Raw genomic sequence first — 24,953 nt, 5'->3', positions numbered from 1 at the left:
GAGCAGCAGACCCGCTCGACGACCCGGTAGGCGGTCTTGTCGGGAAAATCCCCGCGGCGCGGGGCCAGGCCAGCAGTACCCGTGGGCATCCGCGTAGGGAACATTCCCGCACCCGCGGGGATGTTCCCAAGGCCGTTCCGCGGAAGGGCTCGCTGTACTGCTGCTCCCCGCACCCGCAGGGATGTCAGCCTCGATCTTTCCTGAGGGTCCGCCGACGGAGTCGGTGGGCCCTGTCGCTTTCCGGAGCTGACCGTGGGCAGGCCAGCGGCCCGGTCGTCGCATCGGGTGGGCGCCGGGTTCCACTGCCCGGGACGGGCGATGTTGTCGTCGGGACGGTGGACGTTGCTGGTCAGCCGAGGGTGGCCAGCAGCGCGAGCCGTTCGAGGGCTGCGGTGATCTCGCGGGTCCAGGGCCAGTGCCGGGTGAGGCGGAGAATCCTGCGCCGGCCGGTGGTGACGAGCTGAGCGGCCGCGGAGAACAGGCGGAATCGCAGTCGGCGGGGTTCCCAGAGGCGGGCCTTGCCGGTGAGGGCGAGCATGGACATCCAGGCCAGCAGCTCGAGGGCGATCTGGACGATCTCCAGCCAGACCTTGTTCTGGGCTGTGGTGTGCAGGGGCAGGTTGCGCAGGCCGGTGGCCCGGGCGGCCCGGATCCGGTCCTCGGCCCGGGCCCGCAGCCGGTGACGTAACTCGAGGGCGGCGATCGGCCGGTCGGGGGGGGTGGTCGCGAAGCATGTGATCCGCATGCCGTCCGCGTCCGTGATCCTCAACTGGGCGCCGGGATGGGGGCGTTCCTTTCGGACGATCAGACGCATGCCCTTGGGCCAGCCGTTAAGGAGCTTGCCGGTGAGTTCGGCCACCCAGGCCCCGTCACGGGACTCACCGTCGGTCTCGACGGCCGGTGTCCAGGCTGAGGCGGGGACCTTCAGCACGTGTTCGTGGATCGCTTCGGTGATCACCATGCCGACCGAGTACGACAGCCAGCGCCCCCGCTGGGCGAGCCAGGAAACGAAGTCGTGGGTGCCGCCGGCGGAGTCCGTGCGGATCAGGGTCTGCCGTCCCCGCCGGTGGTGCTTCGGCAGTTGGGCCAGGGCGAGTTGGGCGGTGGTGATGTGGTCGGCTGCCGTGTTCGAGCCCGCGTTTCCCGGCCTGAGGAGGGCGGCGACGGGTTCACCGGTTCTGTCTGGTCCGTGGTCGAGGAAGGCCGTCAGGGGTGATGGCCGAAGGTCTTCTTCCAGGTCGGGGCCGCGTCTTCCTTGTCGGAGTGGGCGATCACGAGGACACCGTCGAGATCGATGACGACCTGGCCGTCGGCGTCCGGGGCGTCCTTACCGGCCAACGACCAGGCACACTGGCGCACTTCGGAGCGTGCGGACCGGATGGCCTGCAGGGCTTTGTCGCCGGAGGCGGCGAGGGTGTCGATCAGGCGGAAGATGGTCGGATCGGAGGCGACCGGGCCGAAGACGGCCGGCTCACACCGCAGCATCGCGACGTCCGCGAGGCAGTCCCCGCCCAGTGCGACCGCCAGGGTGACGTCCAGGAGGGCCTTGCCGGGGCCGTGGACGGCCCGCGGTTTGCGCCACGGAGCCAGAGCCTTGGATATGGCCTGGTCAAGACCGGTCTTGCGGACCGATTCGACGAGCTGGACCGACCCTGCCTGGGAGACGACCTGGCGGCCGTCGTCCTGGACACGGACGCGGGGGTAGGACCCGATAGAGTGCTTCACCTGGGAAGTGCCTCCGGCGGTGGCAGGAACAAGGACCTCGACAATCCTCATTCTTGCTGGCCAGAGGCACTTTCTGCTTTCCTGACCGCCTGCCGGACAGCCCGCTTCATGAAAGCGCGAGGCTAGGAACGACGTCCTTGAACACCGGTCGCCCTCGAATCACAGAGGCCGTACCAGTCACACGTCCGTCCATCTGCCTCACCCGATCAGCACGGGGCAGCCGAGACAGCCATGTGTTCAGTTGACTTCTGCGCCGAGGGCGATGTCGAAGCCGGCGCCGTGGCGGGCCAGCCCCATGAGCAGGAGGCCGGTCCATTCGAGGACCGACGCCATCTGGAGCCCTCCGGCGTCGAGAGGCCGCAAGCCGATGCTCTCCAGAAACGCCGCGACTTGGGCCTTCGCCTCGGCGTCGTCGCCGGCAAGAAACGCGTCCAGGGGCTTGTCGTGAGCGAGGACGTGGCCGAATATCGAGTTCAGCGCCTTCACGACCGGTGTGCCCTCGGGGGCGGCAGCGGCGATCTCCTGGGCCGCCGAGCGGCCTGAGACGGTCGCGAGCCCGTCGGCGTCGGCGTTGAAGGGATTGGAGATGTCGACGAGGATCTTGCCGGCCAACGCGCCGTCGTAGCGAATGACCGCGTCGACTGCGCCGGTGTACGGGACGGCCACGATGACGATGTCACCTGCCGGCGTTGCACCGAACACGCCCACGGTGGCTCCATTGCCGATCTGGTCGGCCAGCGCCTGAGCTTTGACGGTGTTGCGGCTCATGAGCTCGATGGTGTGGCCGTGCTTCGCCGCCCGGGTGCCGATGGCGGTGGCCATGTTGCCCGAGCCGATGATGCTGATGGTGGTCATGACGTTTTCCTTTGCTGTCTATCGATCAACTGCTGGGTCATAGGGGTCTTGCCGGTGTGGTGGGCTGCGTCGAGAGCACTGGCCGCGCGGGGCGGAGTGCTAAGAGCGTTCGCGGGCGACGTGTTCGCGTACGGCGGGGATCGTTTCCGCGGCGAAGCGTTCGAGTACGTCCGGGTCGTCGCTGGCCAGGATGAAGACGCTGACACCGTCCTCGACGGCCATCTGGGCCAGTGCCTCCACGGTCTGCTGACTCGGGAAGATGTTCAGCAGCCGGGTGATCTCGCGGGGGTCGCGGTTAGCGGCCCGCGCGGCGTCGTCGATGATCGCGTTTCCCTTCTGGAGGCCGCCTGGCTCCAGGACCGGCAGCGACGGCAACCAGCCATCGGCCTTGCGTCCCACCAGGGCCTGCATCTTCGGCTTGTGGGCTCCGAGCCAGATCGGGATCTCGTGTGCGGGCGCGGGTCCGCGCTCGGCGCCGTGGACCGAATAGAACTCCCCGTCGACATCCAGTCGTCCGGGCCCGTCGGCGTCCCACACCCCGCGGATCACGTCGATCGCCTCGCCCAACGCCGCCACTGACTGCAACGGGGTCAATCGACGTCCGCCGATCGCCTGCACCGCATCCCAGTAGAAGCCGGCCCCGAGCCCGAGACTGATCCGAGCACCGGAGAGCAGGTCGAGGCTGGCGGCCGCGCGGGCGAGCACGGCGGGGGGCTGACGCAGCGGCAAGTTGAGCACATTGCCAGACAGACCGATGCGCTCGGTCCGCGCGGCCACCCAGCTCAGCAGAGTCCAGGTATCGAGAAAGCTCGACTGGTAGGGATGATCCTGGAAGGTCACGAAGTCGAAACCGAGCCGCTCACTGAGCTGCGCCAACTCGACCGGACGGGTCGCCGGGGAGTTCGTGGGACCGATGAATGTTGCGAAACGCAGGGGATGACCATAGTCAGGCATCGACGTCTCCTTCAGTCGTTCGTGTGTGGTCAGCCGCGACGCGCGACGTCGTCGCCGACGGCGTGTCGTCAGATCAGGGCGCTGACGATTCCGTCGAGAGGCTCGGGCTGGCCGGCCTCGTGATGAAGGCTGGTGCCGCCGCGGATCAGGGCGCCGCAGAGCATCAGCGGCAGGAACGCGACGCCAGTCGTGATCGGCGAGTAACGCAGCACGCCCTGGAAGTAGCCAGGTCGGAGCGCCGACATGAGGCGCCTCTCTGGTCGTCGCTCGCTGCTAGATCTGGCTGAACCCGCCGTCGACGACCAGGTTTGCGCCGGTGATGAAGCTGGCGTCCGCGGAGGCCAGGAACAGCGCAGCAGCCCCGATCTCCTCGCTGCTTCCCAGCCGTCCCAGCGGGATGGCGGCGGTGATCTGCTCCCGAATCTCGGGGGATACGGTGCTGAAGAGCGCGGTGTCGATCGAACCGGGACTGACGACATTCACCCGGATGCCGCGGACCTTCAGCTCCGCGGCCCAGGTGCGGGCGAGTGAACGCACGGCGGCCTTGCTCGCCGAGTAGACCCCGGCACCGGGAATGCCCTTGGTCGCGCTGGTCGTGCCGTTCAGGATGATCGACGCACCGTCGCTCATCAGCGGCAGCAGGTACTGAACGGTGAACACAGTGCCGCGGAAGTTCACGCCCACCAGCGCATCGAACGTATCCGGGGTGATGCTTCCCAGCGGGTCCGAAACCGATCCGAGGCCGGCGCTCGCAAAGAGGACGTCGACTCGTCCGTGACGCTCCCGCACGGTCTCGGCCAAGCGAGCCAGGTCGTCGAGATTTCCCGAGTCCGCCTGGACGCCCGTCACGTTGTGGCCGATGGAGGCGACCGCCTCATCCAGCCTGCGCCTGTCTCGTCCGGTGATGAGCACGTCGGCGCCTTCGGCCACGAACAACTTGGCCGTCGCCAAGCCCATCCCAGAGGTTGCTCCAGTGATCACGGCGACCTTGCCATCAAGCTTGGGCATGTTGACCTTCATCCTTCTGTCGGCCGAACGGCCGAACGGTGCGCCGACCCTGCGGGGCACGCGGGCCGGCGAGTACGCGCCGGTTGTGCGAAGCGCTCCGCAAACGGGACTGTTCTCCCGCTCGCGACTACATGCTCACCATATCAGATGCGTGCGCGCGCACCTAAGTGGGAGGGCACTCAGTTTTCGGGTATGCTGCTGGGTGTGAAGGCACCCGTGTCGCAACCGCGCATCATTTCCCCGGACCAGGTCAAGGGCTGGTTTGCGCTGCTGCTCACCCACTCCACAGTTACCGGGCGGATCGACGCCGCGCTGATGGACCAGCACAAGATCTCGTTCAGCACCGTCGAGATCCTGTGCTGGCTCCTGGAAACCGAGCCTCAGTCGGTTCGAGTTCTGTCTGGCGAACTTGTCAGCGTGAGCCCCACTCGAGCATCACGGTTGGTCCAGAATCTGATCGATGCCGGGCACCTCCAGCGTGGCGCCGACCAAGGCGACGGGCGGGTGTCGCTCATCAGCTTCACCAAAAGCGGACGGCAGTTCGCCGAGTCGGTCAGACGAACTTTCGAGGATTCGGTCAAGAAATACTTTGTCGATCCCCTCGACGACGATGACATTGCTGCCATCACCCGGATTTGGGCCAAGCTCGAAAACGCAGAAGGTCCTGGCTGAGGGAAATCCGGATCGCTGTGATCGCCGTCCTCGTCCGGCGACACGAGACCGGTCAGCAACTGTCATCCGCTGTCGGGACCTCGAGCGACAGGGACCACGCGATGCAGCGGCGGATCGTGACCGTCAACGTCGTGGGCCGCCAGCCGAGCGGCTCATGTGCGAGCCGCCTGGTCACCGTGTCACGCACGGTCCCCTCGCCACCGCAGCGGCGGCACCACCGGTCGGGTTCGAGGACCCGACAGGCGAGCACGGACCGGTCGGGTGCGAGACGCTGGCCGGCCCCGTGCCTGGCGCCCGGATCCGCCGCCACTGATTGTCCATCGCGTAGTGCTGGTACGGCCGGCTGGGATCGGTTGCCTGGCGCAGCAGGTAGCCGTCGACCGTTCCGTGCCTCTCGGCATACCACTCGATCGTCTCCCTGACCCGGGCCGGCAGGGGAACGTCACGGTACTCCCCCGGCTTCCGGTGTTTGAGCGGTCCGTACTCCCGGGTGGCCATCATGACCTGTTCGCTGACCCGGTACACGTCGTCGGCCACGATGTTGCCGAGGTTCACCGCGGCCGCTTCACCGTTGCGCAGGCCGCAGCCGCTCATCAAGTCGACGATCAGCATGAACGCGTCGTCGCCGGCGGTACGTATCCCGCGCAACTGCTCCGGGGAGGTGATGACGGCGCGCGCGGGGTCGTACTGCGGCGCCTTGACCCCGGCCACGGGGTTCTCAGGGTAGATGCCGAGACGTTGAGCATCGAGGGGGATCGCGCGCAGTTTGTCGAAGGCGTTGGACTGGGTGGCCAGACCGACCCGTTGCGTTCCATGGTGCGGATAAATCCGTCGACGACCTTGTGGTCGACGGAGTTCATCCGCCGGCTGCCAAGTGCGGGGTAGAGATGGTGCTCCAGCAGCGAGTCGAGGTGCTTGACCGACTGGACAGCCAAATGCCGCTGGCCAACCTTCCACTCCTCAGCGTAGTCCGCGAAGCGCATCGCCCCGTACTTCCGGATACGCTCCGCCTTCGGCCGCCCCTGCTTCGCCGTCCGCTTCTCCTTGTAGACCTCCGTCAAGCGCTCGATGGCCAAGTCCTTGTTCGCGAACCCGGACTCTTCCACCTGCTTGCCGGCGGCCGACCGATGGCGTCCCGTGAAGTGGTGTAGCCGGGCAGGGTCCCGGAACGCGCGGGTGTCTGCTCGGGGCGTGCATCCGCCGGCGGTGCATGCTCCCTGAACAAGGGCAGGCCATCGCGCAAGTCTCTCTGGTGAACGGGCAGTTCGACCGGAGGAGCACGCGATGGCCTTGTCCCAGTCTGAGCTGATGCGGCTGCTTGAGTCACTACGTCGGGCCGATGGAGTTGAAGCAATCAGGGTGGTGTGCGAGCGCATCCTGCAGGAGCTGATCGAGGCCGAGGCCACCGAGGTGATCGGTGCCGCGCCGCGCGAGCACTCCCAGACGCGCACGACCTGGCGCAACGGGCACCGGGACAGGGTGCTGACCACGCAGGCCGGCGATCTGGACCTGAAGATCCCGAAGGTGCGGAGCGGGTCATTCTTCCCGTCGCTGCTGGAACGCCGGCGGCGGATCGACCGGGCGTTGTTCGCCGTGGTGATGGAGGCATACGTGCATGGTGTCTCGACCCGCTCGGTCGACGACCTGGTCAAAGCACTCGGTGCGGACAGCGGGATCTCCAAGTCCGAGGTCTCCCGCATCTGCGGTGAGCTGGACGAAGAACTGACCGCGTTCAAGGAGCGGCCGCTGGAGCACACCGTCTTCCCCTACGTCTTCCTGGACGCCACCTACTGCAAGGCCCGGGTCAACCACCGGATCGTCTCCCAGGCCGTGGTCATCGCCACCGGGATCTCCGCCACCGGACACCGCGAGATCCTCGGGCTGATGGTCGGCGACAGTGAGTCGAAGCCGTTCTGGACGAAGTTCCTGCGCTCGCTGCGGGCCCGCGGCCTGGAGAACGTCCAGCTGGTCATCTCCGACAGCCACAGCGGTCTGGTGGCCGCGATCCGCACCGTTTTCCTCGGTGCGGCCTGGCAAAGGTGCCGGGTTCACTTCGTCCGGGACGTGTTCTCGGTGATCGAAAGGGGCTCCGGGGAGATGGTCGCCGCGACCATCCGCACCATCTTCGCGCAGACCACCGGTGAGCAGGTGCGCACCCAACTGAACGTGGTCGCCGACATGCTCGGACGGCAGTTCCCGCAGGTCAAGACGATGCTGCTGGATGCGGCAACGGACATCACCGCGTTCGCCGACTTCCCGCCGGCGCACTGGAAGAAGATCTGGTCGACCAACCCGCTGGAGCGGCTGAACCGGGAGATCAAACGGCGGGCCGACGTCGTCCAGGTCTTTCCCAACCCCGCCGCCCTTGACCGGCTCGCCGCCGCGGTCCTGGCCGAACTCCACGACGAATGGCAGGTCTTCGACCGCCGCTACTTCTCCGAAGCCTCCATGGCCGAGCTCTTCACCACCAAGCCGGCCGAACCCGAAATCACCCCACAACCGGAACCGAAACAGCTGCCGTGACTACACCACCTCGCGGGACATGACCGGCCGACCGGTACCGGACCGCGTAGGGGTGGGGGCACTTCGCCCACCGCGACTGCGGATGCCCGCACTCCTTGAAGAACGACCCCATCCCCCTGGGCAACGAACTCTGCGCCACGCCGAACCGACTCCCCACGACCGATGCTGACCTTTTGCTGACCAGCGGCAGCCCTGATGCCCGCTGACCTGCTGACCCAATGCTGACTTTACTGACGGGTAGTCAGGTCCTTGCAGAGGGCTCCGCTCGCCCTACCCGCGTCCCCCTCGCTTCCGCGCTTCCGAACTCGCGCCGCGAGTCGCCGCCGAGTCGGCCATCCCTCGGCAATGGCAGATCCCCGCCCTCTTAGGAAGAAGACTCACCACACTCCCGGTTGTGGAGTCTCCACAAGGACGGCGCGTGGCACATGCCTGGGAAGTCCCGATGTAGGCCTGGGATGTCCGCGCACCCGCGAACAGCGCCCCCCGGACGACGGCTCGGGAAGCCGCCGCGAGGACCAACTCATGGAGCCGTAACGTCGCTCTGGACCGGCGTCTGCCCGCCCTGGGCAACGTGCGAGGTCGGCCACCACTTGGCCCGGCTGATCCCCAGACAGAACTGCGCGATCCTCCCGTGGGGGATCTGAATACGTGAACCGACTCAGTCCGCGAGTGCGCCGAACGCTCTGCTGGACTGTCAACGGGTACGCGGCGGAGCGGGGCAATTTGCTGGTGCGCCGTTTCCCTTATTCACCACGCTTCTGTCAATGAGGTGCTGAGCACCGTCTCGGCAGCACCCAGAGCGATCGCGAGAGCTCGGTAGGGCCTTTCTGGTAGCACCCCAGAGTCGAGCGCGCAGCTCAGGCGCAGGTCCTCGCAGTCCTGCCGCTCGCTGTCCTTGACGAGCGCGCCGAACACGGGGTCGGCCAGTATCTCGCGGGCCGCATACCCGTTTCGCGTCTCCATTGTTCGCCGGCACAGATCATCGACGAGGAGGCGGGCCTCAGGGTGTTCGGCCGGGGCGACGGCGTCCAGGACGGTGAGACCGAGGCGGACGTCGAAGACAGTCGTACCCGGGTTCGCCTTGTGATTCAGGAAGGTGTTCGTCAAGGACGCCAAGGAGTCGTCGACTGGTTGGCCCGCGTCGCGGCGGCACAGCATCGTCAGGCAGGCCGTGACGGCCTGTTCCCATGGCTCCCCCGGTGCCGTAGCAGTGAGGAGCTCGTGAGCATGGTTGATCTGGCCGGAAGTGAGAGCCACCATGACGGCGACTTGGCGCCCGTCCAGCATCCTGATGCCCACACCCCGGTGTTTTTCGATGTGTGCCAGTGCCTCAGACCATCGCCTTGCGGTGGTGAGGCTGCGTATGCCGTCAGCGAGGAGTACACGCCATATCCATGCCCGCACCTCTTGTCGCTCGCCCTCGATGGAGGTGAGGTCGGCCGGCACGGTGATGCCTTCGAAGGAGACTGCGGTACCGGTGCCGACGGCCTCGTACAAGTCCAGCAGCCGTTCACGGCCGTCTGTCCGGCCGGCGCGGATCTGCAGGCGGGCGAGGTTGACCAGGGGCTCCAGTGCGCGGATGGCGGCCATGGCAGGGAGCGGACAGGCATTCAGGTAGGCCGCAGCGTGCCGGTGGCAGATCGTTCGGGCGAGATCTGGAAGGTCGAGGTCGGAGGCGATGAGCGCCGTCTGGTTGAAGACGGTGGAGGCCAGTCCCTGGTCACTCTGCTCCACAGCTCTTGAGGCCAGCGCGGTCACGGACCCCACCCGCTCCGGCAGCGGGAGGCAGGCGGGGCGGAATCGAGCAACTAGCGGAAAACGTCGTGCTATTGGGCCGTTTGGATCCGTGGTCCCCTCGGGCGACGTTGACGTGATGTTGGGTGGACGAGCGGGGGCGGTGCCCGTCGCAACGGCCGACGGGCACTGCCCCTCGCCTATGGGCAGTTGTCTTTACGGGCCGTTGTCAGTTCCATTCGACGAGGTTGCGGTTGAGCGGCGTGTCGAGGACGAAGCGGCCTGGGCGCGGCTTGGTCGCGGAAGCGTCGAGGTGCTGGATCTCGAAGGTGGCCTCGTGGCCTCGGTAGTCGCGGTCCCAGGTGCGGATCGTGTCGGCGACCTTAGCTTGACTCTGTCGGGGATCTTGGAGTTTCCCGGTGCGGCAGCTTGGTCGACGGGGATGATCGGGGAGTTCCGCCGACGGCACTGTCACGTTGGCTGACCGGTGGGATGATCTTCTGGTTGATCGTGCTGGAGGGGGTTGTCTGTGGGGTCCGTGTCGCTGTCGTACAAGGGGCACCGGTACCCGGTCGAGGTCATCTCCCGCTGTGTGTGGCTGTATCACCGCTTCCCGCTGTCCTACCGCGAGGTCGAGGAGTTGATGATCGAGCGCGGCGTGACCGTTTCCTACGAGACGGTGCGCCGCTGGTGCGCCAAGTTCGGGCCGGCCTACGCCAACGCGCTGCGCCGCCGGCAGCCTCGGCCTGGGGGCAAGTGGCACCTGGACGAGGTCTTCATCAAGATCAACGGTGAGCAGAAGTACCTGTGGCGGGCCGTCGACCAGGACGGGATGGTGCTGGACATTCTGGTGCAGAACCGCCGGGACAAGGCCGCGGCCAGGCGTTTCTTCCGCCGCCTGTTGAAGAGGACGGGTGCGGTGCCGCGGGTGATCGTCACCGACAAGCTCCGCTCCTACGGCGCCGCCCACCGCGAGGTCATGTCCTCGGTGGAACACCGCTCGCACAAGGGCCTGAACAGCCGGGCGGAGAACAGCCACCAGCCCACGAGGCAGCGTGAACGCGCAATGAAGGGCTTCCACAGCATCGGCGGGGCCCAGCGGTTCCTGTCCGCGTTCAGCGGTATCTCGCCCCACTTCCGGCCACGCCGCCATCTGATGCCCGCCCACGACTACCGAGCCGAGATGACCATCCGCTTCGCCATCTGGGACCAGATCACCGGCGTCGCCGGCCTCGCCACCGCGGCCTGAGCACAGGCCCGGCTCCCAAGCTCACCCTGCCCCGACGCACCGTCAGGCAGTCACACTGCCAACAACGTGACAACGCCTCAGCCTCGTACCCGGCAGCGGTCCGAACGACGACGCGACCAAGGCCCTCGTCACCGCCGTACGCGGCAAGAGCACGGAGATCGGCAAAGCCCACGGCGCGGTCATCGGCATCACCGGTTTCACGGCACTCGCGATCGACGTCTCCGACCGGCTCGCCGACGCCCTGCCCGTCTACCTGGCGACCGTCCTCGGACTCTCCCTGATCGTCCTCCTCCTGGTCTTCCGCTCCCTCATGGTCCCCGTGATGGCCACCCTCGGCTTCCTCCTGAGCATCGCCGCCACCTTCGGCCTCACCACGGCCGTATTCCAATGGGGCTGGCTGCAGAGCCTCATCGGCCTCGACGCCACCGCTCCGGTTGTGAGCCTGCTGCCCATCATCATCACCGGCGTCCTCTACGGCCTCGCCATGGACTACCAGATGTTCCTCGTGACCTCCATTCGAGAGACACATGTGCACGGCTTGACCGCGCGCAGCGCCACCGTCACCGGCTTCGCACGCGCGAGCTCCGTCGTCCTCGCGGCCGCCACCATCATGGTCTCCGTCTTCGCGGGGTTCGTCTTCAACGCCCAGCCCATGATCAAGCAGGCCGGCTTCGCGCTGGCGGCCGGAATCCTCATCGACGCCTTCGTCATCCGCATGACACTCATCCCGGCCACCATGGCACTCGCCCAGGAAAGGGCCTGGTGGATCCCCGCCTGGCTGGACCGGCTCCTGCCCGACCTGGACGTCGAGGGCGACAAGCTCGCCCAGAGGATCCCCCCGCCCCGCCACACGACCACACCACCACAACGCGAAGAACAACAGGCCGGAACCACCGGCTGGCCTACGTCAGACCGGCCGTCGCCGGAGCCGGTCTGCACCGGAGGCTCAGGTCGTCGGGAACGGCCGTAGCGCCAAACTGCAGTTCAAGATCACCGATGTGCACGCCTGGGCTCAGCAGCAGAGGCTCGGCTGAGTCACGCCACACTCGATTCCTGGCCGCCGGCACGGCCAGGCATCACACCTCACCTCAAGCCGCGAGATCTTGAACGTGACGTCGACGCTCTTGTGCCCCATCCACTCAGCGACGTCCGTGATCGGGATGCCGTTGCTCAGGCAGTTCGACGCGTAGAAGTGGCGGGTGCCGTAACGGACCATCCCTTCAGGGATGTCCACCTTGCCCGTTGCCCTGATCCGCCGCCACTGGTTGTCCATTCCCCGATGCGGCGAGATGCACCGCGGCAGCTGAACCGATACGCCAGTCGGCAAGGCGCCGCGGACTCACACCGTGAAGGTTGTCCATGTCCGGATCGGCACCGGCGGCGACCAGCAGCGACAAGACCGCGCCATCACCTCGATACGTGAACACCGCCTGCCACAAAGGCGTATTGCCCTGCTCATCGGGGACATCCACTCCCGCACCCGCCGCCAGGAGAGAGCCGACAGCCTCGGCATCCTGCTCATCCGCCGCGAAGTGCAGCGGCGTCCACCCGGCGGCTCTCACGGCCTGAGCCCTGAACCTCATCCGTCATGCCGGCCATCATCACAACAGCCTGACGAAAGACATAGGGGCCCCCGTCACACCACCCGTTCCACCGCGCCTCGAAGTGCAGGTTTCGCCGACCGCAGTCAGCTTTGATCGGACTGACGCCGACTCCGAGTTCAGGGCCGTGCGAGGCTGCTGGTTTCCCGGAGCGACTCGCAGTGATGCGTCGTCGGTGGCCCGCTAACCGAGCTTCCCCAGTACCTCGGCGATGGTGGCCCGGTACGTCCGCAGCGCCTGCAGCCCGGCGGCGTAGCGGTCGCGGTGCCGTGCGATGTCTGCGGCCTGCTGCTGCGCCCGTGCAGCGTGCCAGAGCTCGGCCGTATGGTGGCGGCGTTTGCAGGTGACGTCCGCGACGGCAGTGGCCCGCTCCCGCTCCGTATGCCGGGTGTTGCCGTCACTGCCCCGATGCCAGGCGGGGTCCGTGTATGCCGCGACGGGGTCGGGATAGCGCGTGAATCCTTGGTCTGCCACACAGCGGGACCACACGGCCCAAGCCGCACGGAGGCGCGGGTCGCGCTTGACCCCCTCGTCGACCTCGACCGCCCGTGTGCTTGCGTAGAGCCAGTCCCGCTTGAGGTCGATGCCGCGCAGCAGCCGCCGGCTCGCCTCAGCGTTGCAGGCGGGGAAGTCCGCATACTCGGCGTCGGTCATCCGACGGCCTTTCGGCCGCAGGGTCAGGGACTTGTCCGGGTCCCAGCCGTAGCCCCAACGGCTGGCGGTGGCGAGATCCAGGGCGCCGTAGTCGGTGCTGACCGCGGTGGCGACGACGGGGTCACTGGGGTAGCGGGGGTCGAGCGGGAAGTCCCGGTGGCCGCGCTCCGCCATGCATTGCCGGACCAGCAACGCCGATGCCCGCTGCGACCGCTGGTAGTCCTGCGGTGTGTAGTCGTAGCGGTCGGCCGGCAGGGGGCCGAGGTCGGACGCTGTGCGGATGACGTCCGGACGCTCGGGACCGGAGACACAGATCGCCACCAGCACCGCCACGACACCCAGTCGCCACCCCCGCCTCGTCATGCGAGGGATGCTAGCGGGCGGCGTGCAGCGGGCGGCCGTGGCCCCCGCCACTCATTGACCCATGCCGGGACTTCAAACTCCACTGCCCTCCTCGGGCGGTCAAGGCACGTTGCGGCGCCCGGTGAGACGGAACATCCCCTCGGACCACCGAGCCTCTGCCCGCACCCGAAGCCGTCGGAACGTCAAACGCGTACGACGTCCTGGCGTCAGTCGACCCTGCCCTGCAGCGCAGTCAGCTGCTCACCGAGCACCAGTAGGTACGCGGAGCACCGCACCGCCGGTATCGGCCCGCCGCCAGCTCGCTCTCCTGCTAGCGTCTTGCGGTGATCACTCTGGGGGAACCTGCGTTCTTCACCCGCCTGTGCGACGCGCGACGGGTGCTCATCGCCGGTGCGGGCGGGGGCTTCGACGTGTACGCCGGGCTGCCGCTCGCACTCGCGTTGCGGTCGGCGGGCAAGGAGGTGCACCTCGCCAACCTGTCCTTCGCCGACCTGTACGGCCTGGACCTCGACGTGTGGGTGGACCAGGACGTCGCGGCCGTCGGGCCCGACACCCCCCTGCGCGGCGACTACTTCCCCGAACGGACACTCGCCCGGTGGCTCGCGACGCAGGATCTGCCGTCGACCGTGTTCGCCTTCCCCAGCATCGGGGTCGGTCCGCTGCGGGCGGCCTACCGGACGCTGATCACACATCTCGGCGGTGTCGACGCGGTCGTGCTGGTGGACGGCGGGACCGACATCCTGATGCGCGGCGACGAACACGGTCTCGGCACCCCGGAGGAGGACATGGCAAGCCTGGCCGCCGTGAGCGGGCTCGACGAGGTCCCGCACCGACTGGTGGCCTGCATCGGCTTCGGGGTGGACGCGTATCACGGCGTGAACCACTCGCTCGTACTGGAGAACCTGGCCGCCCTGGACCGGGACGGCGCCTATCTCGGGGCGTTCTCGCTGCTCGGGGCGGCGCGGGAGGGCGCGCTCTATCTCGACGCGGTGGCGCACGCCCAGCGCCACACCACGAGCCACCCGAGCATCGTGAACGGATCAGTCGCCGCCGCCGTGCGCGGTGACTTCGGCGACGTCCGGTTCACGGAAAGGACCAAGGACGGCGAGTTGTTCGTCAACCCGCTGATGGCACTGTACTTCTGTGTGGACCTGCCTGGACTGGCCCGCCGCAATCTCTACCTCGGTCTGCTGGAACGGACTTCGCTGATGCGGCAGGTGAGTTCCGTGATCGAGGAGTTCCGCACCACACTGCCCCGTCAACGTCCGCCGCGGGCATTCCCGCACTGAGTCTTCCTCCGGTTCACGGGATCCGCCCCCATCCGGACGGCTGCCGGCACCCGTGGTCGCCGGCCTTCCGCCATCGGTCCAGACGGCGCCAGCACGTCTGTCCGGAGCCGAACCCCATCTCCAGGTACAGGAGTTGCCAGGCGATGTCCTGGTAGAGGACGTACAAGATTCCCTCCCGAGGCCAGGCGTGTTCCTCGCGCCAGGTGCCTTGCGTCGTCGCAACGTCGGCCCGTGTCAGCTGGTGCGTCCGTCAGTCGGTGGCGGAACCGGGGCTGTTCCGGGGGATGTCCCGGGCGGTCCGGGCGGCGCGGGTCGAGGTCTGGTCGAGGGCATCCGCGGAGACCCCGAACAGGCCCTGTCGCAGAAAGACCTCGATGCCGTAGGCGGCGGAGGCAATGCGCAGCAGGAGGCGGCGGCGACGCCCGCGTGCTCCGCCTTGTCCAGTCCGGCGGAGAACGTGACGTCGAACAGGGCCCGTTCCTCCTGAAGAGGATCTCGAGTGTGGTGACGAAGCGGGACGGCCTGATGTACACCGAGGTCGTGGTGGTCGCGACAGGCAACACCATTGACTTCCGCGTGCCGCACGACTCGGCGCCCGCAATCAAATCGCTGCTGACCGACTTGGTGCTCGGCAAGGTGCCTGCGCCCGGGCACACCCCTCCCCCGCCTGCTCAGCCGTCAGCCCCCAGGCAGGCGGCGCCGTCGAACAACTGCAGCAGCTCGCACAATTGCGAGACGCCGGCATCCTGACCGAGGAAGAGTTCACGACCAAGAAGGCGGAGATCCTCGCCCGCATGTAGAAGGCCCGCCCCACACCTCTGATCCACGGCAGCACCGAGTGGCGCGCCGGAAGCATCCGGATGTATCCCGACTCAACCCGCTGACAGACATCTGGCGCCCACGGGCCGGCGCGGTTGCGGAGCCGGTATCGGGCCTGGACACAGCGGAGGGAACCATAGGCGTTGGCCAGTGGCTCCCTCCGTTGGTGAGCCGCCGCGTTCGAGAGGGCGACAGTGGCGGCGCGACCGTCGAACGTGGCGGCGACGGCTACGAGAAGGACGCGTTCGGCGTCATCGCCGAGCCTTCTCCTGCGGGGCCGACGACGTTCTCGGCCGCCGGCGTCACGAGACCTGCTCTCCCACGGACTGGCAGCCCGCTGTGTCCGCGGTCGCCGGCCGAGCTTCGTTCGAACTCCTCCGCCCTCCCCCGGATCCTCACCCAGCCACGAAGTGCCGAGAGTTGGGCATACAGTCATGCCCCATGAAGCCGCCGCAGCCCACGGATCCGCAAGCCGAAGCCGCACAAGGTCGTATCGCTCTATGGCTCGACCCGGAGGACTTGCACTGGCTGGCGCGGCATTGCTGTTGTTTCGACGACGCAACAGACGAACACAAGGATCGCTGGGGACGAATCCGCTTCCGGGCCAGCACAGCCCTGCACAAGCATCAGCACTCGGCATGAGGTGCGCAGCCCGTCACGGAACTGCGGCCAGGGCCTTGGATTTCCCCCCGACGCTCACCGCCGCCACGAACGCAAGCCGGAACACTTCCTCGCCTTCGTCGGCGGGGCGGCGCTTCTGATTGGATACCGCCGTCTGACCAAGAGGGCGGCCTGAGCCGATTCTGCTGAGGATCGAAGCAGACCAGCGGGCCACCGGCCCCGCCGATCAACGGCCCAGCCGTCCAGGGCGAAGCGTCCTCCACGTCCTCAGTCACGTCACCCCACCGCTCCACAAGCGCGGCAACGTAAGCCGTGACGCGCTCGGTCGGTGGATCGCGCACCTCTGTCTCCAGGTAGCGGTCGAAGAGGTCCGTGAAGACTCGAGCGGCGGTCCTGTCACTCGCCGGTCGCTCTCCTTCCCACACGGCCAAGTCGTAACTCGTACCTGGACACTCGCACACCGCGACACAAGGCTGACGGCCGCCGGGCGCCAGAGGAAACGACGTCTTTGCCAGCCAGATGGCCGAGCTTCTCCACGCGGCGGCGCCGTATGTGGAGAAAGTCACGGGTCTGCCGCTGCCCGACGCCACCGTGCGTCTCGTGGATATCGACACCGCAGCCCAGCAGTACGGCGCGTTCGTCCGGCACCGCTTCGAACACGGCATTCCCCGTCCCGGTCTCACCGCCCGGGAACGCGACTGGAAGAACGTGTTCGTCGGAGGCACGGAATGGAGCGTGCGTGTGCAGTGGACGACGACCACGTCGCTCGCGATCGCCAACTGCGCCCGGGGCAAAGCAGCCTGAGTCGCTCATGGTGCCGACGACCCTCGAATGGGAGAAGCTGCCCCGCGATCGCACCCGACTGTGTGCACTGATGGTCGAACCCCTTGCCAACGGGTCCAGTTCACAGCATGCGGCGGAGGCTTGATCCCGGGCAAGGGCGGCCTCGTCCCTGCGGGACAGGATCCCGCGTTCCACCTGGGAGCGGACCATGCGCAGTGAACGAGCTTGCGGGTGAGCCCGCTTGTCGTCGGCCGGCCCGTGCGGCGCCGTCGGCAATGGCATGTGGACGTGGTCCGCGCCTCCCTCGTCGGGGACGTAGGCGGCACGCGGGCGTGGAAGCGCCGTTCCACCTCGTTCGTCGACGCGTCCCTGACCGCCGTCGGCACCGAGGTCTTGAACCGCCCGTAGGAGCGGCACGAGATGCTGCCCATGCTCGCCGAGCTGCGGCGCCCGGCCCGGTGGACAGGACGGTAGACCTGCTGATCTCGCTGTGCCGGGCCCCGGCTTCGTCCGTCCCCTTCGTCCGAGGTCGCGCCGTACGGAAACGCGTGCGTCACTCCTGTATCGGGTCGCGGCGATTCGGCCACTCTCCGCGCTCGTGGGTCCGCACAGGCAAGCGGTCGGCACCACGCCGGCCCCGGAATCACGGGGCTGGAGATGCGACTCAAACACGCGCGTTCGAGTCGGGCGGCCGGGTCGTTGTGCCGGTCATCATCAGTCATCCCCAACGCGGCGCGCATGCACGGCTGTTGACACCAGCCGAGTCGGAGCCGTGTCCCTGGGGGATGACCGCCGGCTCACCTTGCTGTTCGACGACCACTGGAGGAATTCATGAATCCCGTTCCCGCCCCCGCCCCTGTCCCTTTCCCTCCTGCTTCGGCGCGCCGCGCCCCGGGCCGGCCCTCGTACATCGCCGCAAGCGTCTCGGTGGCCGGCGCGGATCGATCACGTATGACACCGAGGTGGGGGGCATGACTGACCCGTTCCTGCTGCCCGAACCGGTACGCATCTGGGCCGAGAAGACGCTGGGCGCCCTCGTCCCCGTACGTGACGCCTCGCTCGACGTAACCCTGCGAAGTTCGTGGCACGTTGTCCGGGCTGCCGACAACGCACGCTTCGTCATCAAGATCGCCCGGACGTCCGAGGGCTTCACCCAGGAGACGTTCGTCCACCGGCACGTGGTCTCGGCCCTCGGAGCGGGAAGCGCGCCGCGTCTGCTGGCCACCCTCCCGTCCCACCTGGCACTGCTCCTGACCGACCTGCAGGGCATTCCCCTTCCTGACCTCCAGGTGAAGGTCGCCGCTCTGCGGCGGATCCACTGGCGCAGTGGGGTCCTCGTCGCCAAGCTGCACCAGGCCGGCGAGGCGACCGCCGGCAACCGCCAGGAGGCGGACACGGCCGTGTTGCGGCTGGCCCAAGACGCACGCCTCCACCTGGACGTGGTCGGCGACCGGCTGTCGGTGGAGGAGCAGAAGCTCGTCGCGCATCTCGCGGACCGCCTGAGTGTTCTCGGCGGCCTGCCACTGGGCTTCGTCCACGGCTGCCTCGAACGCGGCCTGGTCCAAGGTCCCCAGGCGCACCTGTCCCTGCGTGACTTCGAGACAGCCGGGTTCGCCCCGGTCGTTGTGGACTTTGCCCGTCTGGCCTGCGGTCCGTGGCTGGCTCAACCGCACCTGCGCCTTGACTTCTTCAACGGCTACGGCCGCGGCCTGAGCGGAGACGAGCGGCTGGCCCTGCGCGCTCTCACGGCCCTGCACGCCGTACGCAGGCTGGCCGCCGACGGCAAGGAACCCGGTCATCGCCAAACGGCCGAAGACGCCCATGCTGTGCTGGCCCGCCTCACGAAAGAGGTACCGGTATGAGGCCGACATCATCCCCGACATGCGTGGTGAGGCTGTCCGTTGCCCGAACGGGACTGCCTCGGGGAGGACGCCGGTGAACGCCGCCTCCCCGCCACGGGCAGGGAACGCAGTAGGAGCTGGTCGGGTACCGCCTCCGCCGCCCGCCCAGTTGCACTACACCGGCAAGCACAGCAAGAACCCGCTTGAAGAGGCCGGGTTCACGGCCATGGTCGGCAAACTGCCCGCAGTGCTCGCGCGAACCGCCAGGATCGCGTGGGCCATCGACCGCCGTGCCGTCATGCTGCTCGCCGGCTGCCAGTTGGCCATCGGGGTCAGCGCTGCCGTCCAGCTGACCGGCACCGCGCACGCGATGCGTCAGGTCCTCGCCGCAGGACCGGTCGCGGGCAGGCTCCACCAGGCACTGCCCGCCCTGGTCGTGATCGCGCTGGCCGCGATGACCGGAAAGGCGGCGACCGCGCTGTCCTCCTACGCGGACGGAAGGATCACACCGCGGCTGACCACGGAGGCGGACAGCAGTCTGGTGGAGGCGGTGTGCGGCATCGAGGCCGCCGCCCGCGCCGAGGACGGCTGCGCGGACCGGCAGGAGGCCGCGGAGATGGGCGCGGTCCGTGGTCATGTGATGGTGCAGGACGCCACCCGTCTGACCGCTGCCCTCATCCGTCTGGTCGCCGCGAGCGGAGTGCTCACCGTCCTGCATCCGCTGCTGCTGCCCCTGCTGCTGCTCGCCGTCGTGCCCGCCGGTGTCGGTGCCGTGCTGCATGCGAAGGTCACCTATCAGACGCACTATGCGAACGTGGGCGACCGCAACGTCCGCCACAATCTGCGCGGCTGGGCGACCAGCGTGAAGTTCACCGACGAGATCCGCGCCAACACCATGACCGGCTACCTGACTTTCTGGTACCGGTCGATCTCCGAGCGGATCGACGCCCGTACCCTGGCCGCCGCGCCCAGCATGCTCAGGATCGTCCTGACCAGTTCGGCGATCGGGGGAATCTTCCTGGTCGTCACCTGGGCCGCGCTGGCCTGGCTCGCCGCCACGGGCAGGATCGAGCCTGCGGTCGCGGGGACCGCGGTCATCGCCGTGCAGACCAGCCTCGCCGCGCTCAGCCAGGTCGTCATCTACGGCGCGGCCATGTTCCACACCTCGCTCTACCTCGCCGACATGGACGCCTTCCTCGCCTTCGCCGCCGACCGCGCCCCCAAGCGAGGCCAGTCGGCCCTCTCCGCTCCGGTGCAGGAGGTCCGGGCGCAGGAGGTCGGCTACCGGTATCCGGGAAAGGAGAAGCCGGCTCTGGACGGGGTGTCGCTGCGGGCGGGCAGGGGCGAGATCGTCGCCCTGGTCGGCGAGAACGGGTCGGGCAAGTCCACCCTCGCCCGGCTGCTCGCCGGCATCTACCTCACCGACAAGGGCAAGGTCAGCTGGAACGGCAAGGACGTGGCAGGTCTCGACCCCGAGAGCCTGTGGGTCATGTCCGGACTGGTCCCGCAGTCCTTCGCGCAGTGGCCGCTGTCCGTACGGGACAACGTGACGCTCGGCCAGCCCCACGAAGACGGTGATGCTCTCGTCTGGGAGGCGATCGACGCGGTCGGCCTGAGAGAGGCCGTCGAGGACCTCCCGGCCGGACTGGACACCTTGCTCGCCCGGGAACTGTGGGGCGGCAGCGAGCTGTCCGGCGGCCAGTGGCAGCGGCTGGCCTGCGCCAGGGCCCTGTACCGCAAGGCAGGTCTGCTGATCCTGGACGAGCCGACCTCGGAAATGGACGCCCGTGGCGAGCACACGATCCTCCAGAAGATCAAGGCCCTCGCCGGTGACTGCATCACGATCGTGGTGACCCACCAGCTGGTCAACTGCCAGATCGCCGACCAGATCCTCGTCCTGGAGAACGGCCGGATCGCCGAGCAGGGCGCCTACGACGACCTCGCGGCCGGCGGGGGCCTCTTCGCTGAGCTCCTGGCGCTGTCCACCACCCGTTGAAACCCGGGGCGCCGCCGCTGCCGGGGCCAAAGACGGCGGCGCCCCGGTCCTCCTCACATCTCGCCTGCCCGCATGGAGAACCCGCATTCGCATGGCCGAACCGCCCCCGCACACCAACGTGGTCGCCCTTCTGGTCCACCCCGATGACCGCTATCTGCTGCATCTACGGGATGCGAACAAGCCCATCTCCAGAGCCGGGCAGTGGTCACTGCCGGGTGGCCATCCCGAACCCGGGGAGAGTCTTGACGCGGCGGTCGCCCGCGAGCTGCTGGAGGAGGCGGACCTGCGCATCGCCGATCTGGCCCCGTTCGCCGTCGTCGAGGACACCGGACCCGAGGGCCGGCTGACCGGACGGGTCCAGGTCTACGCCGGAACCTGGCGCGGCGACCCCGCTTCGGTGCCGCTCACCGAGGGGATCATGCTGCGCTGGACCGACCCTGGACAGCTCCCCTGGCTGACCATCGGCCCGATGACCAGCGCGGTCATCGCCCACCACCGCAGCGCGCCCAACGCCGGGGCCGCCCTCTGGTGCCCCACTTCCCGTCCCGACGGAACACCTGGGAGCTTCCGGGCGAACTCGCCGTGGAGACCGGGCTGATCGCGGATCCCGCCGACGATGACGGCGAAAGCGTCGGCACCTGACGGGGTAGGCGAGAACGGGTACCGGCCCTGAGAGAGCTTCTCCCGGCGGCGGGTGCCCGGGGCGCGTAGAAGTACGCGCATTCCCGTCCCCTCTCGGCCGCTGTCAGCGGTGATCGTTACCCTGTGCGGCCATGGGACTTTCCATCACCGTAGGGCTCCTGGACGACCAGGCGCGCAACGACGCCGAGGGACTGGCGTACCACCGTCGCGCGTTCGCGCGCCTTTCCGAGGCCCTCGCGGTCGACGGCATCACCTGGCAGGAGCCGGAGATCGGCGATCCGCCCGCCGTCCCCGCTGTCTCCGCGGGCTTCCCGCACAGCCATCTGACCCATCTGCGTCGCGTCTTCGTGCTCGCCGAGCGCGGCGAACTACTCACCCCCGCGGCGGAAACCGACAGCGGGCAGTACGAACGGGACTGCGAGAAGATCCACGACGAGACGGCCATGTGCCGCCCGTGGCCGCGAGGGGGCGGCACCCGCCGACGTGGCGTTCGCCGAAGAAGTGATCCGACGGGCCCTGCCCGGGGTCGGCCTGTAGCCCGCACTTCTGGCCCCCATGCCAGACCGATCGGCCCATAGACCGAATGGTCTGAACGTAATTGCGCGGGGCGCACCATGTCAGCCTCGATCACTACGAGCAGACGAATCGGTCTACCAAGGCCCGTCGCGTGTTCGCGACCCGCCTCGCGCTCCGCCGACGGGAAAAGGGTTTGAACGAGGCGGCGCCCTGCCGCTACTTTCGTGGCGGACCGTGAAGTCGTCGTATGGAGGTGAGCCCCGTGAACACAGTTACCCGTGGGTGCTCCCTCAACCCGTCACGGTCCGGCGGCTGACGTTCGGTGTCGCCAGGAGCGCCTGAGATCGAGGCACTCCTGGAGGGAGACTCCGATGAACACAAAACCTTTCTCATCCGGCCTGCGCGAGAACGCGGTGATGATCACGCGCGTCGCGGACCGGCAATGGCATGCACTGGATGACGACCTGGTGGTCGGCCGCGGGTACGCGGAGCACCGGTCCGACGGACGCCTGTTCGTCGGCATCGACGCCTGGCACGACGCCACCTTCGACCGGCTCGCCGAGGCGATGCTGGCGGAACTGCCGGTGCCGCTGTACACGGTGGTCGACGAAGCCGACGTCGAGTTGACGGCCGGCTGGCGGCGGGCCGGTTTCACGGTCCGGCGCCGCGAGTGGGAGTACGTCGTGCCGACCGACCCGCGGGTCACAGGGCTCGAAGCGGTCCTGCCGCCTTCGGGCGTGACCATCGTGCCCGCCGGTCAGGCGGACGAGAGTCTGCTACGGGCGGTGGACCGCACGATCCGTGACGAGGTGGAGGCGACCGCCGGGTGGTGGCAGTCGATGCCCGCGGAGGTAATTCCCTTCCCCGAGGGCGACACCATCGTCGACCCGTCGAAGTACGCGGTGGCCGCGGCGCCGGACCGCTATCTCGGTCTGATCCGGGTGGTGACGGCGATCCGGCCGCGCATCGGGCTGGTCGCGGTCCGGGCCGGCGAGCAGCGCCGCGGCATCGCGCGAGCACTGCTGGCCCACGCGCTGGGGACGCTGCACCGCTCCGGGTTCGCCGAGGCCTGGACCGAAGTCCACGAGTCCAACCAGGCGGCCTCGACGCTGCTCGAGGGCATCTGCGCCCGGCCGATGAGCAGCAACCTGGAGCTGGTGCGATGACCAGGAACAAGAACGTCATCGAAGTCGAGGGCAGGGTCGTCGAGTGCCTGCGCAGCGCCATGTTCACCGTGCAGCTCGAGAACGGCCACCAGGTGCTCGCGCACATCAGCGGGAAGATCCGCAAGAACTACATCAAGATCATGCTGGAGGACCGGGTGCTGGTGGAGCTCCCGCCGTACGACCTGACGCGCGGGCGGATCGTGTTCCGGTACCGGAACTAGCGGCGGTCGGCGCCTTCCTCGGTAGCTGAGCCCAGGCCCCGGTCGCGGTGTTTCCGCGACCGGGGCCGCTGTGCCGGCTCACCCGACCGCGACGGCCGCCGCTGCAGCCATCGATGCCCTGCGGACACAGCCGGTCCGGCTCTTTCCCTACTGCTGCTCTGAGGAATCGTCACGTGGAGCGGCTCGGCCGCGAAGCGTCACCAGGGCCAGCAGTGCGGAGAACAGTGCGGCCGAGCCACAGACGACGAAGCCGATCGAGTAGCCGTGGCCGAGGGCGTCCAGGGCGAGTGGATGCAGGTCCGCCAGCTTGGGTGACGCCGCCGAGGCACCGTTCACCGCGAGCGGGCCGCCCTCTTCCAGTACGGCCGTGCCTGCGCCCTTCAGCGCTTGCGGCAGCGCGGAGCCGTGCAGGGAGTCGGAGAAGCTGCTCGCCGCGCGGCTCAGGGCCACGGCGCCGATGACGGCCGGGCCGAGGGTGAAGCCGAAGTCCCGCAGCAGGTTGGTGGTGGCGCTCGCCATGCCGGCCAAGCGCACCGGCACGGTGTTGACGGCCGTCGCCGTGATCGACGAGACGGTGATCGCGAAGCCCAGCCCGACCAGACCGAGCGGCAGGATCAGCGAAGTGAAGGAGGTGTCGGTGATCGGCAGCGTGGCCGCCCAGTAGTCGCCCGCCGCGATCAACAGCAGTCCCGTGCCCAGCAGCAGCCCAGGTGCCACACTTCTCAGCAGCCGTTCCGTCAGCGGCAGCATCACCAGTGTGATGCCGTTGAGCAGGACGAATGCCAGGGCCGTCCGCATCGGGGCCTGGTCCTGCACCGGGCCGAGCCGGATGCTGACGGAGTAGGCGGTGCCCAGAAAGGCGAACATCCCCACCACGGCCACGACCGAGGCGACCGCGAAGGCGCGGTTGCGGAACAGGTCCAGCCGGAGGAGCGGGGACTTGGCGCGGTTCTCGGCGAGGACGAAGGCGGCGAGGAAAACGGCCGCCAGGACGAAGGCGACGACGATCGCGGGCGAGGCCCATCCGTCGGTGGGGCCCTGGATGATGGCGTAGAGCAGCGAGAACAGGCCCAGGCCGATGGTCAGTTGGCCCGCCACGTCCAGTGAGCGTCCTTCGGGAGCACTGGAGTTGACGACGAACAGGGCGCTGACGGCGGCACTCGCCGCGGCTACGGCGGTGACCACGACGAAGGACCATCGCCAGGAGCCGTAGGTGGCGGTGATGCCCCCGAGCAGCGGAGCGAGGAACCCGCCGGTGGAGAGCAGAGCTGCCCACATCGCGATGACCCGGGCCCGTTGCGCGGGCGAGGTGGTGCCGGCGGCCAGGATGGCCAGCGAGGTCGGGAACAGGCTCGCGGCGCCCAGACCTGCCAGGGCCTGTCCGACCCAGAGTTGGTGGACGCCGGAGGCGGTGGCGCTGACCAGCTCGCCCACGGCCAGCAGCGAAGCGCCGCCGATCAGCAGCCGCTTGCGGCCGAAGAGGTCGCCGAGCAGGCCGAAGGTCAGCTCCAGTACGGCGACCGGTAGCAGGAAGGCGTCGGAGATCCAGGTGAGCTGCGAGCCGACCGGGTGCAGGTCGGACTGGAACAGCCCGTTGAGTGTGGCCGGTATGGCCAGGCCTATCTGGGCGAGGCAGACGGCGAGGAGACCGGCGACCAGGGTGCCGGTGGTCAGACCGCGGCCGACGGCGGTTCTGGCGGAGGATTCGGTCGTCATTGACA

At 68.3% G+C, this 24,953-nt stretch carries 24 protein-coding genes and 5 pseudogenes; 17 read left to right on the top strand and 12 right to left on the bottom strand.

The features are described 5' to 3' along the window. Positions 1-349 precede the first annotated feature (349 nt). The 5 genes and pseudogenes from EDD90_RS47525 to EDD90_RS47510 form a co-directional block, all read right to left on the bottom strand. Positions 350-1,725, bottom strand: a pseudogene (locus EDD90_RS47525) (IS1380 family transposase). A gap of 237 nt (positions 1,726-1,962) precedes the next feature. Then, complete coding sequence (locus EDD90_RS47520) at positions 1,963-2,580, bottom strand: NADPH-dependent F420 reductase (protein ID WP_123979227.1); 618 nt, start codon at positions 2,578-2,580, stop codon at positions 1,963-1,965. 99 nt (positions 2,581-2,679) lie between these two features. Continuing rightward, a complete protein-coding gene (locus EDD90_RS47515; protein WP_123979226.1) occupies positions 2,680-3,534 on the bottom strand; it encodes an LLM class flavin-dependent oxidoreductase in 855 nt (284 codons plus the stop codon). A gap of 68 nt (positions 3,535-3,602) precedes the next feature. Further along, positions 3,603-3,779 carry a hypothetical protein gene (locus tag EDD90_RS56010; protein ID WP_185149475.1) on the bottom strand — a complete coding sequence of 59 codons (177 nt, stop codon included), beginning with the start codon at positions 3,777-3,779 and terminating at the stop codon, positions 3,603-3,605. Positions 3,780-3,807: 28 nt separating this feature from the next. Further along, positions 3,808-4,542: an SDR family NAD(P)-dependent oxidoreductase gene (locus EDD90_RS47510; protein ID WP_123979225.1), complete on the bottom strand. Its 735-nt coding sequence runs from the start codon at positions 4,540-4,542 to the stop codon at positions 3,808-3,810. Between the two features lie 192 nt (positions 4,543-4,734). Between EDD90_RS47510 and EDD90_RS47505 the strand changes: the two genes are divergently transcribed. Beyond that, entirely contained in the window at positions 4,735-5,214 is a 480-nt protein-coding gene (locus tag EDD90_RS47505; protein WP_260328543.1) for a MarR family winged helix-turn-helix transcriptional regulator, read from the top strand. Between the two features lie 106 nt (positions 5,215-5,320). Here the strand turns inward: EDD90_RS47505 and EDD90_RS47500 are convergent. Next, a pseudogene (locus EDD90_RS47500) lies at positions 5,321-5,491 on the bottom strand (ISL3 family transposase); the annotation flags it as partial. Positions 5,492-5,679: 188 nt separating this feature from the next. Between EDD90_RS47500 and EDD90_RS47495 the strand changes: the two are divergent. Next, on the top strand, positions 5,680-6,099 hold the full coding sequence (locus EDD90_RS47495) for a hypothetical protein (protein ID WP_123979224.1): 420 nt from the start codon (positions 5,680-5,682) through the stop codon (positions 6,097-6,099). A gap of 399 nt (positions 6,100-6,498) precedes the next feature. Further along, on the top strand, positions 6,499-7,737 hold the full coding sequence (locus tag EDD90_RS47490) for an IS256 family transposase (protein ID WP_123972384.1): 1,239 nt from the start codon (positions 6,499-6,501) through the stop codon (positions 7,735-7,737). 747 nt (positions 7,738-8,484) lie between these two features. Here EDD90_RS47490 and EDD90_RS47485 read toward each other — a convergent pair. Beyond that, positions 8,485-9,504: a hypothetical protein gene (locus tag EDD90_RS47485; RefSeq protein ID WP_185149474.1), complete on the bottom strand. Its 1,020-nt coding sequence runs from the start codon at positions 9,502-9,504 to the stop codon at positions 8,485-8,487. A gap of 196 nt (positions 9,505-9,700) precedes the next feature. Further along, positions 9,701-9,859 (bottom strand): annotated as a pseudogene (locus EDD90_RS58010) (methyltransferase, FxLD system); the annotation flags it as partial. A gap of 141 nt (positions 9,860-10,000) precedes the next feature. Here EDD90_RS58010 and EDD90_RS47475 point away from each other — a divergent pair. Continuing rightward, complete coding sequence (locus EDD90_RS47475; protein WP_123979222.1) at positions 10,001-10,720, top strand: IS6 family transposase; 720 nt, start codon at positions 10,001-10,003, stop codon at positions 10,718-10,720. A 112-nt stretch (positions 10,721-10,832) separates the two neighbouring features. Beyond that, a pseudogene (locus tag EDD90_RS47470) lies at positions 10,833-11,690 on the top strand (MMPL family transporter); the annotation flags it as partial. A gap of 250 nt (positions 11,691-11,940) precedes the next feature. Here EDD90_RS47470 and EDD90_RS47460 read toward each other — a convergent pair. Beyond that, positions 11,941-12,282: an ankyrin repeat domain-containing protein gene (locus tag EDD90_RS47460; RefSeq protein ID WP_185149473.1), complete on the bottom strand. Its 342-nt coding sequence runs from the start codon at positions 12,280-12,282 to the stop codon at positions 11,941-11,943. Between the two features lie 222 nt (positions 12,283-12,504). After that, the gene (locus EDD90_RS47455; protein ID WP_260328542.1) at positions 12,505-13,338 is read right to left on the bottom strand and encodes a hypothetical protein; all 834 of its coding nucleotides are present in this window, start codon (positions 13,336-13,338) and stop codon (positions 12,505-12,507) included. Between the two features lie 323 nt (positions 13,339-13,661). On the opposite strand from EDD90_RS47455, the gene EDD90_RS47450 reads away from it, so the two are divergent. Continuing rightward, positions 13,662-14,627 carry a DUF1152 domain-containing protein gene (locus EDD90_RS47450; RefSeq protein ID WP_123979219.1) on the top strand — a complete coding sequence of 322 codons (966 nt, stop codon included), beginning with the start codon at positions 13,662-13,664 and terminating at the stop codon, positions 14,625-14,627. Between the two features lie 58 nt (positions 14,628-14,685). Here EDD90_RS47450 and EDD90_RS59240 read toward each other — a convergent pair. Then, positions 14,686-14,865 (bottom strand): annotated as a pseudogene (locus EDD90_RS59240) (transposase); the annotation flags it as partial. Positions 14,866-15,131: 266 nt separating this feature from the next. On the opposite strand from EDD90_RS59240, the gene EDD90_RS58000 reads away from it, so the two are divergent. The 11 genes from EDD90_RS58000 to infA all read left to right on the top strand — a co-directional run bounded on the left by EDD90_RS58000 (position 15,132) and on the right by infA (position 23,232). Next, positions 15,132-15,377 carry a hypothetical protein gene (locus EDD90_RS58000; protein ID WP_260328541.1) on the top strand — a complete coding sequence of 82 codons (246 nt, stop codon included), beginning with the start codon at positions 15,132-15,134 and terminating at the stop codon, positions 15,375-15,377. After that, positions 15,356-15,427, top strand: a complete 72-nt coding sequence (locus EDD90_RS59235) for an SHOCT domain-containing protein (protein ID WP_398928772.1) — start codon at positions 15,356-15,358, stop codon at positions 15,425-15,427. Before EDD90_RS58000 ends, EDD90_RS59235 begins: the two co-directional genes overlap by 22 nt. Positions 15,428-15,887: 460 nt before the next feature. After that, positions 15,888-16,088: a hypothetical protein gene (locus tag EDD90_RS47430; RefSeq protein WP_123979217.1), complete on the top strand. Its 201-nt coding sequence runs from the start codon at positions 15,888-15,890 to the stop codon at positions 16,086-16,088. A 498-nt stretch (positions 16,089-16,586) separates the two neighbouring features. Beyond that, on the top strand, positions 16,587-16,871 hold the full coding sequence (locus tag EDD90_RS47415; RefSeq protein ID WP_123979216.1) for a hypothetical protein: 285 nt from the start codon (positions 16,587-16,589) through the stop codon (positions 16,869-16,871). Positions 16,872-17,081: 210 nt separating this feature from the next. Then, positions 17,082-17,258: a hypothetical protein gene (locus EDD90_RS56005; RefSeq protein ID WP_185149471.1), complete on the top strand. Its 177-nt coding sequence runs from the start codon at positions 17,082-17,084 to the stop codon at positions 17,256-17,258. A gap of 563 nt (positions 17,259-17,821) precedes the next feature. After that, the gene (locus EDD90_RS56000; RefSeq protein ID WP_185149470.1) at positions 17,822-18,712 is read left to right on the top strand and encodes a phosphotransferase; all 891 of its coding nucleotides are present in this window, start codon (positions 17,822-17,824) and stop codon (positions 18,710-18,712) included. 19 nt (positions 18,713-18,731) lie between these two features. Beyond that, positions 18,732-20,687, top strand: coding sequence for an ABC transporter ATP-binding protein (locus tag EDD90_RS47400; RefSeq protein WP_123979213.1), 1,956 nt, complete (start codon positions 18,732-18,734; stop codon positions 20,685-20,687). A 91-nt stretch (positions 20,688-20,778) separates the two neighbouring features. After that, complete coding sequence (locus EDD90_RS47395; protein ID WP_123979212.1) at positions 20,779-21,285, top strand: NUDIX domain-containing protein; 507 nt, start codon at positions 20,779-20,781, stop codon at positions 21,283-21,285. Between the two features lie 175 nt (positions 21,286-21,460). Then, on the top strand, positions 21,461-21,907 hold the full coding sequence (locus EDD90_RS47390) for a hypothetical protein (RefSeq protein WP_123979211.1): 447 nt from the start codon (positions 21,461-21,463) through the stop codon (positions 21,905-21,907). A gap of 309 nt (positions 21,908-22,216) precedes the next feature. Then, on the top strand, positions 22,217-23,011 hold the full coding sequence (locus tag EDD90_RS47385) for a GNAT family N-acetyltransferase (protein ID WP_123979210.1): 795 nt from the start codon (positions 22,217-22,219) through the stop codon (positions 23,009-23,011). Beyond that, on the top strand, positions 23,008-23,232 hold the full coding sequence (gene infA / locus EDD90_RS47380) for a translation initiation factor IF-1 (RefSeq protein ID WP_123979209.1): 225 nt from the start codon (positions 23,008-23,010) through the stop codon (positions 23,230-23,232). The genes EDD90_RS47385 and infA overlap by 4 nt, the downstream gene beginning before the upstream one ends. Before the next feature lie 147 nt (positions 23,233-23,379). On the opposite strand, the gene EDD90_RS47375 is transcribed toward infA, so the two are convergent. After that, on the bottom strand, positions 23,380-24,948 hold the full coding sequence (locus tag EDD90_RS47375; RefSeq protein ID WP_123979208.1) for an MFS transporter: 1,569 nt from the start codon (positions 24,946-24,948) through the stop codon (positions 23,380-23,382). Between the last annotated feature and the right edge of the window lie 5 nt (positions 24,949-24,953).

This window comes from Streptomyces sp. Ag109_O5-1 (genome assembly GCF_003814875.1).
In the GTDB taxonomy this organism is placed as follows: Bacteria; Actinomycetota; Actinomycetes; order Streptomycetales; family Streptomycetaceae; genus Streptomyces; species Streptomyces sasae.
The sequence above is the reverse complement of the archived record's forward strand: the minus strand, read 5'-3'. Positions and strand labels throughout refer to the sequence as shown.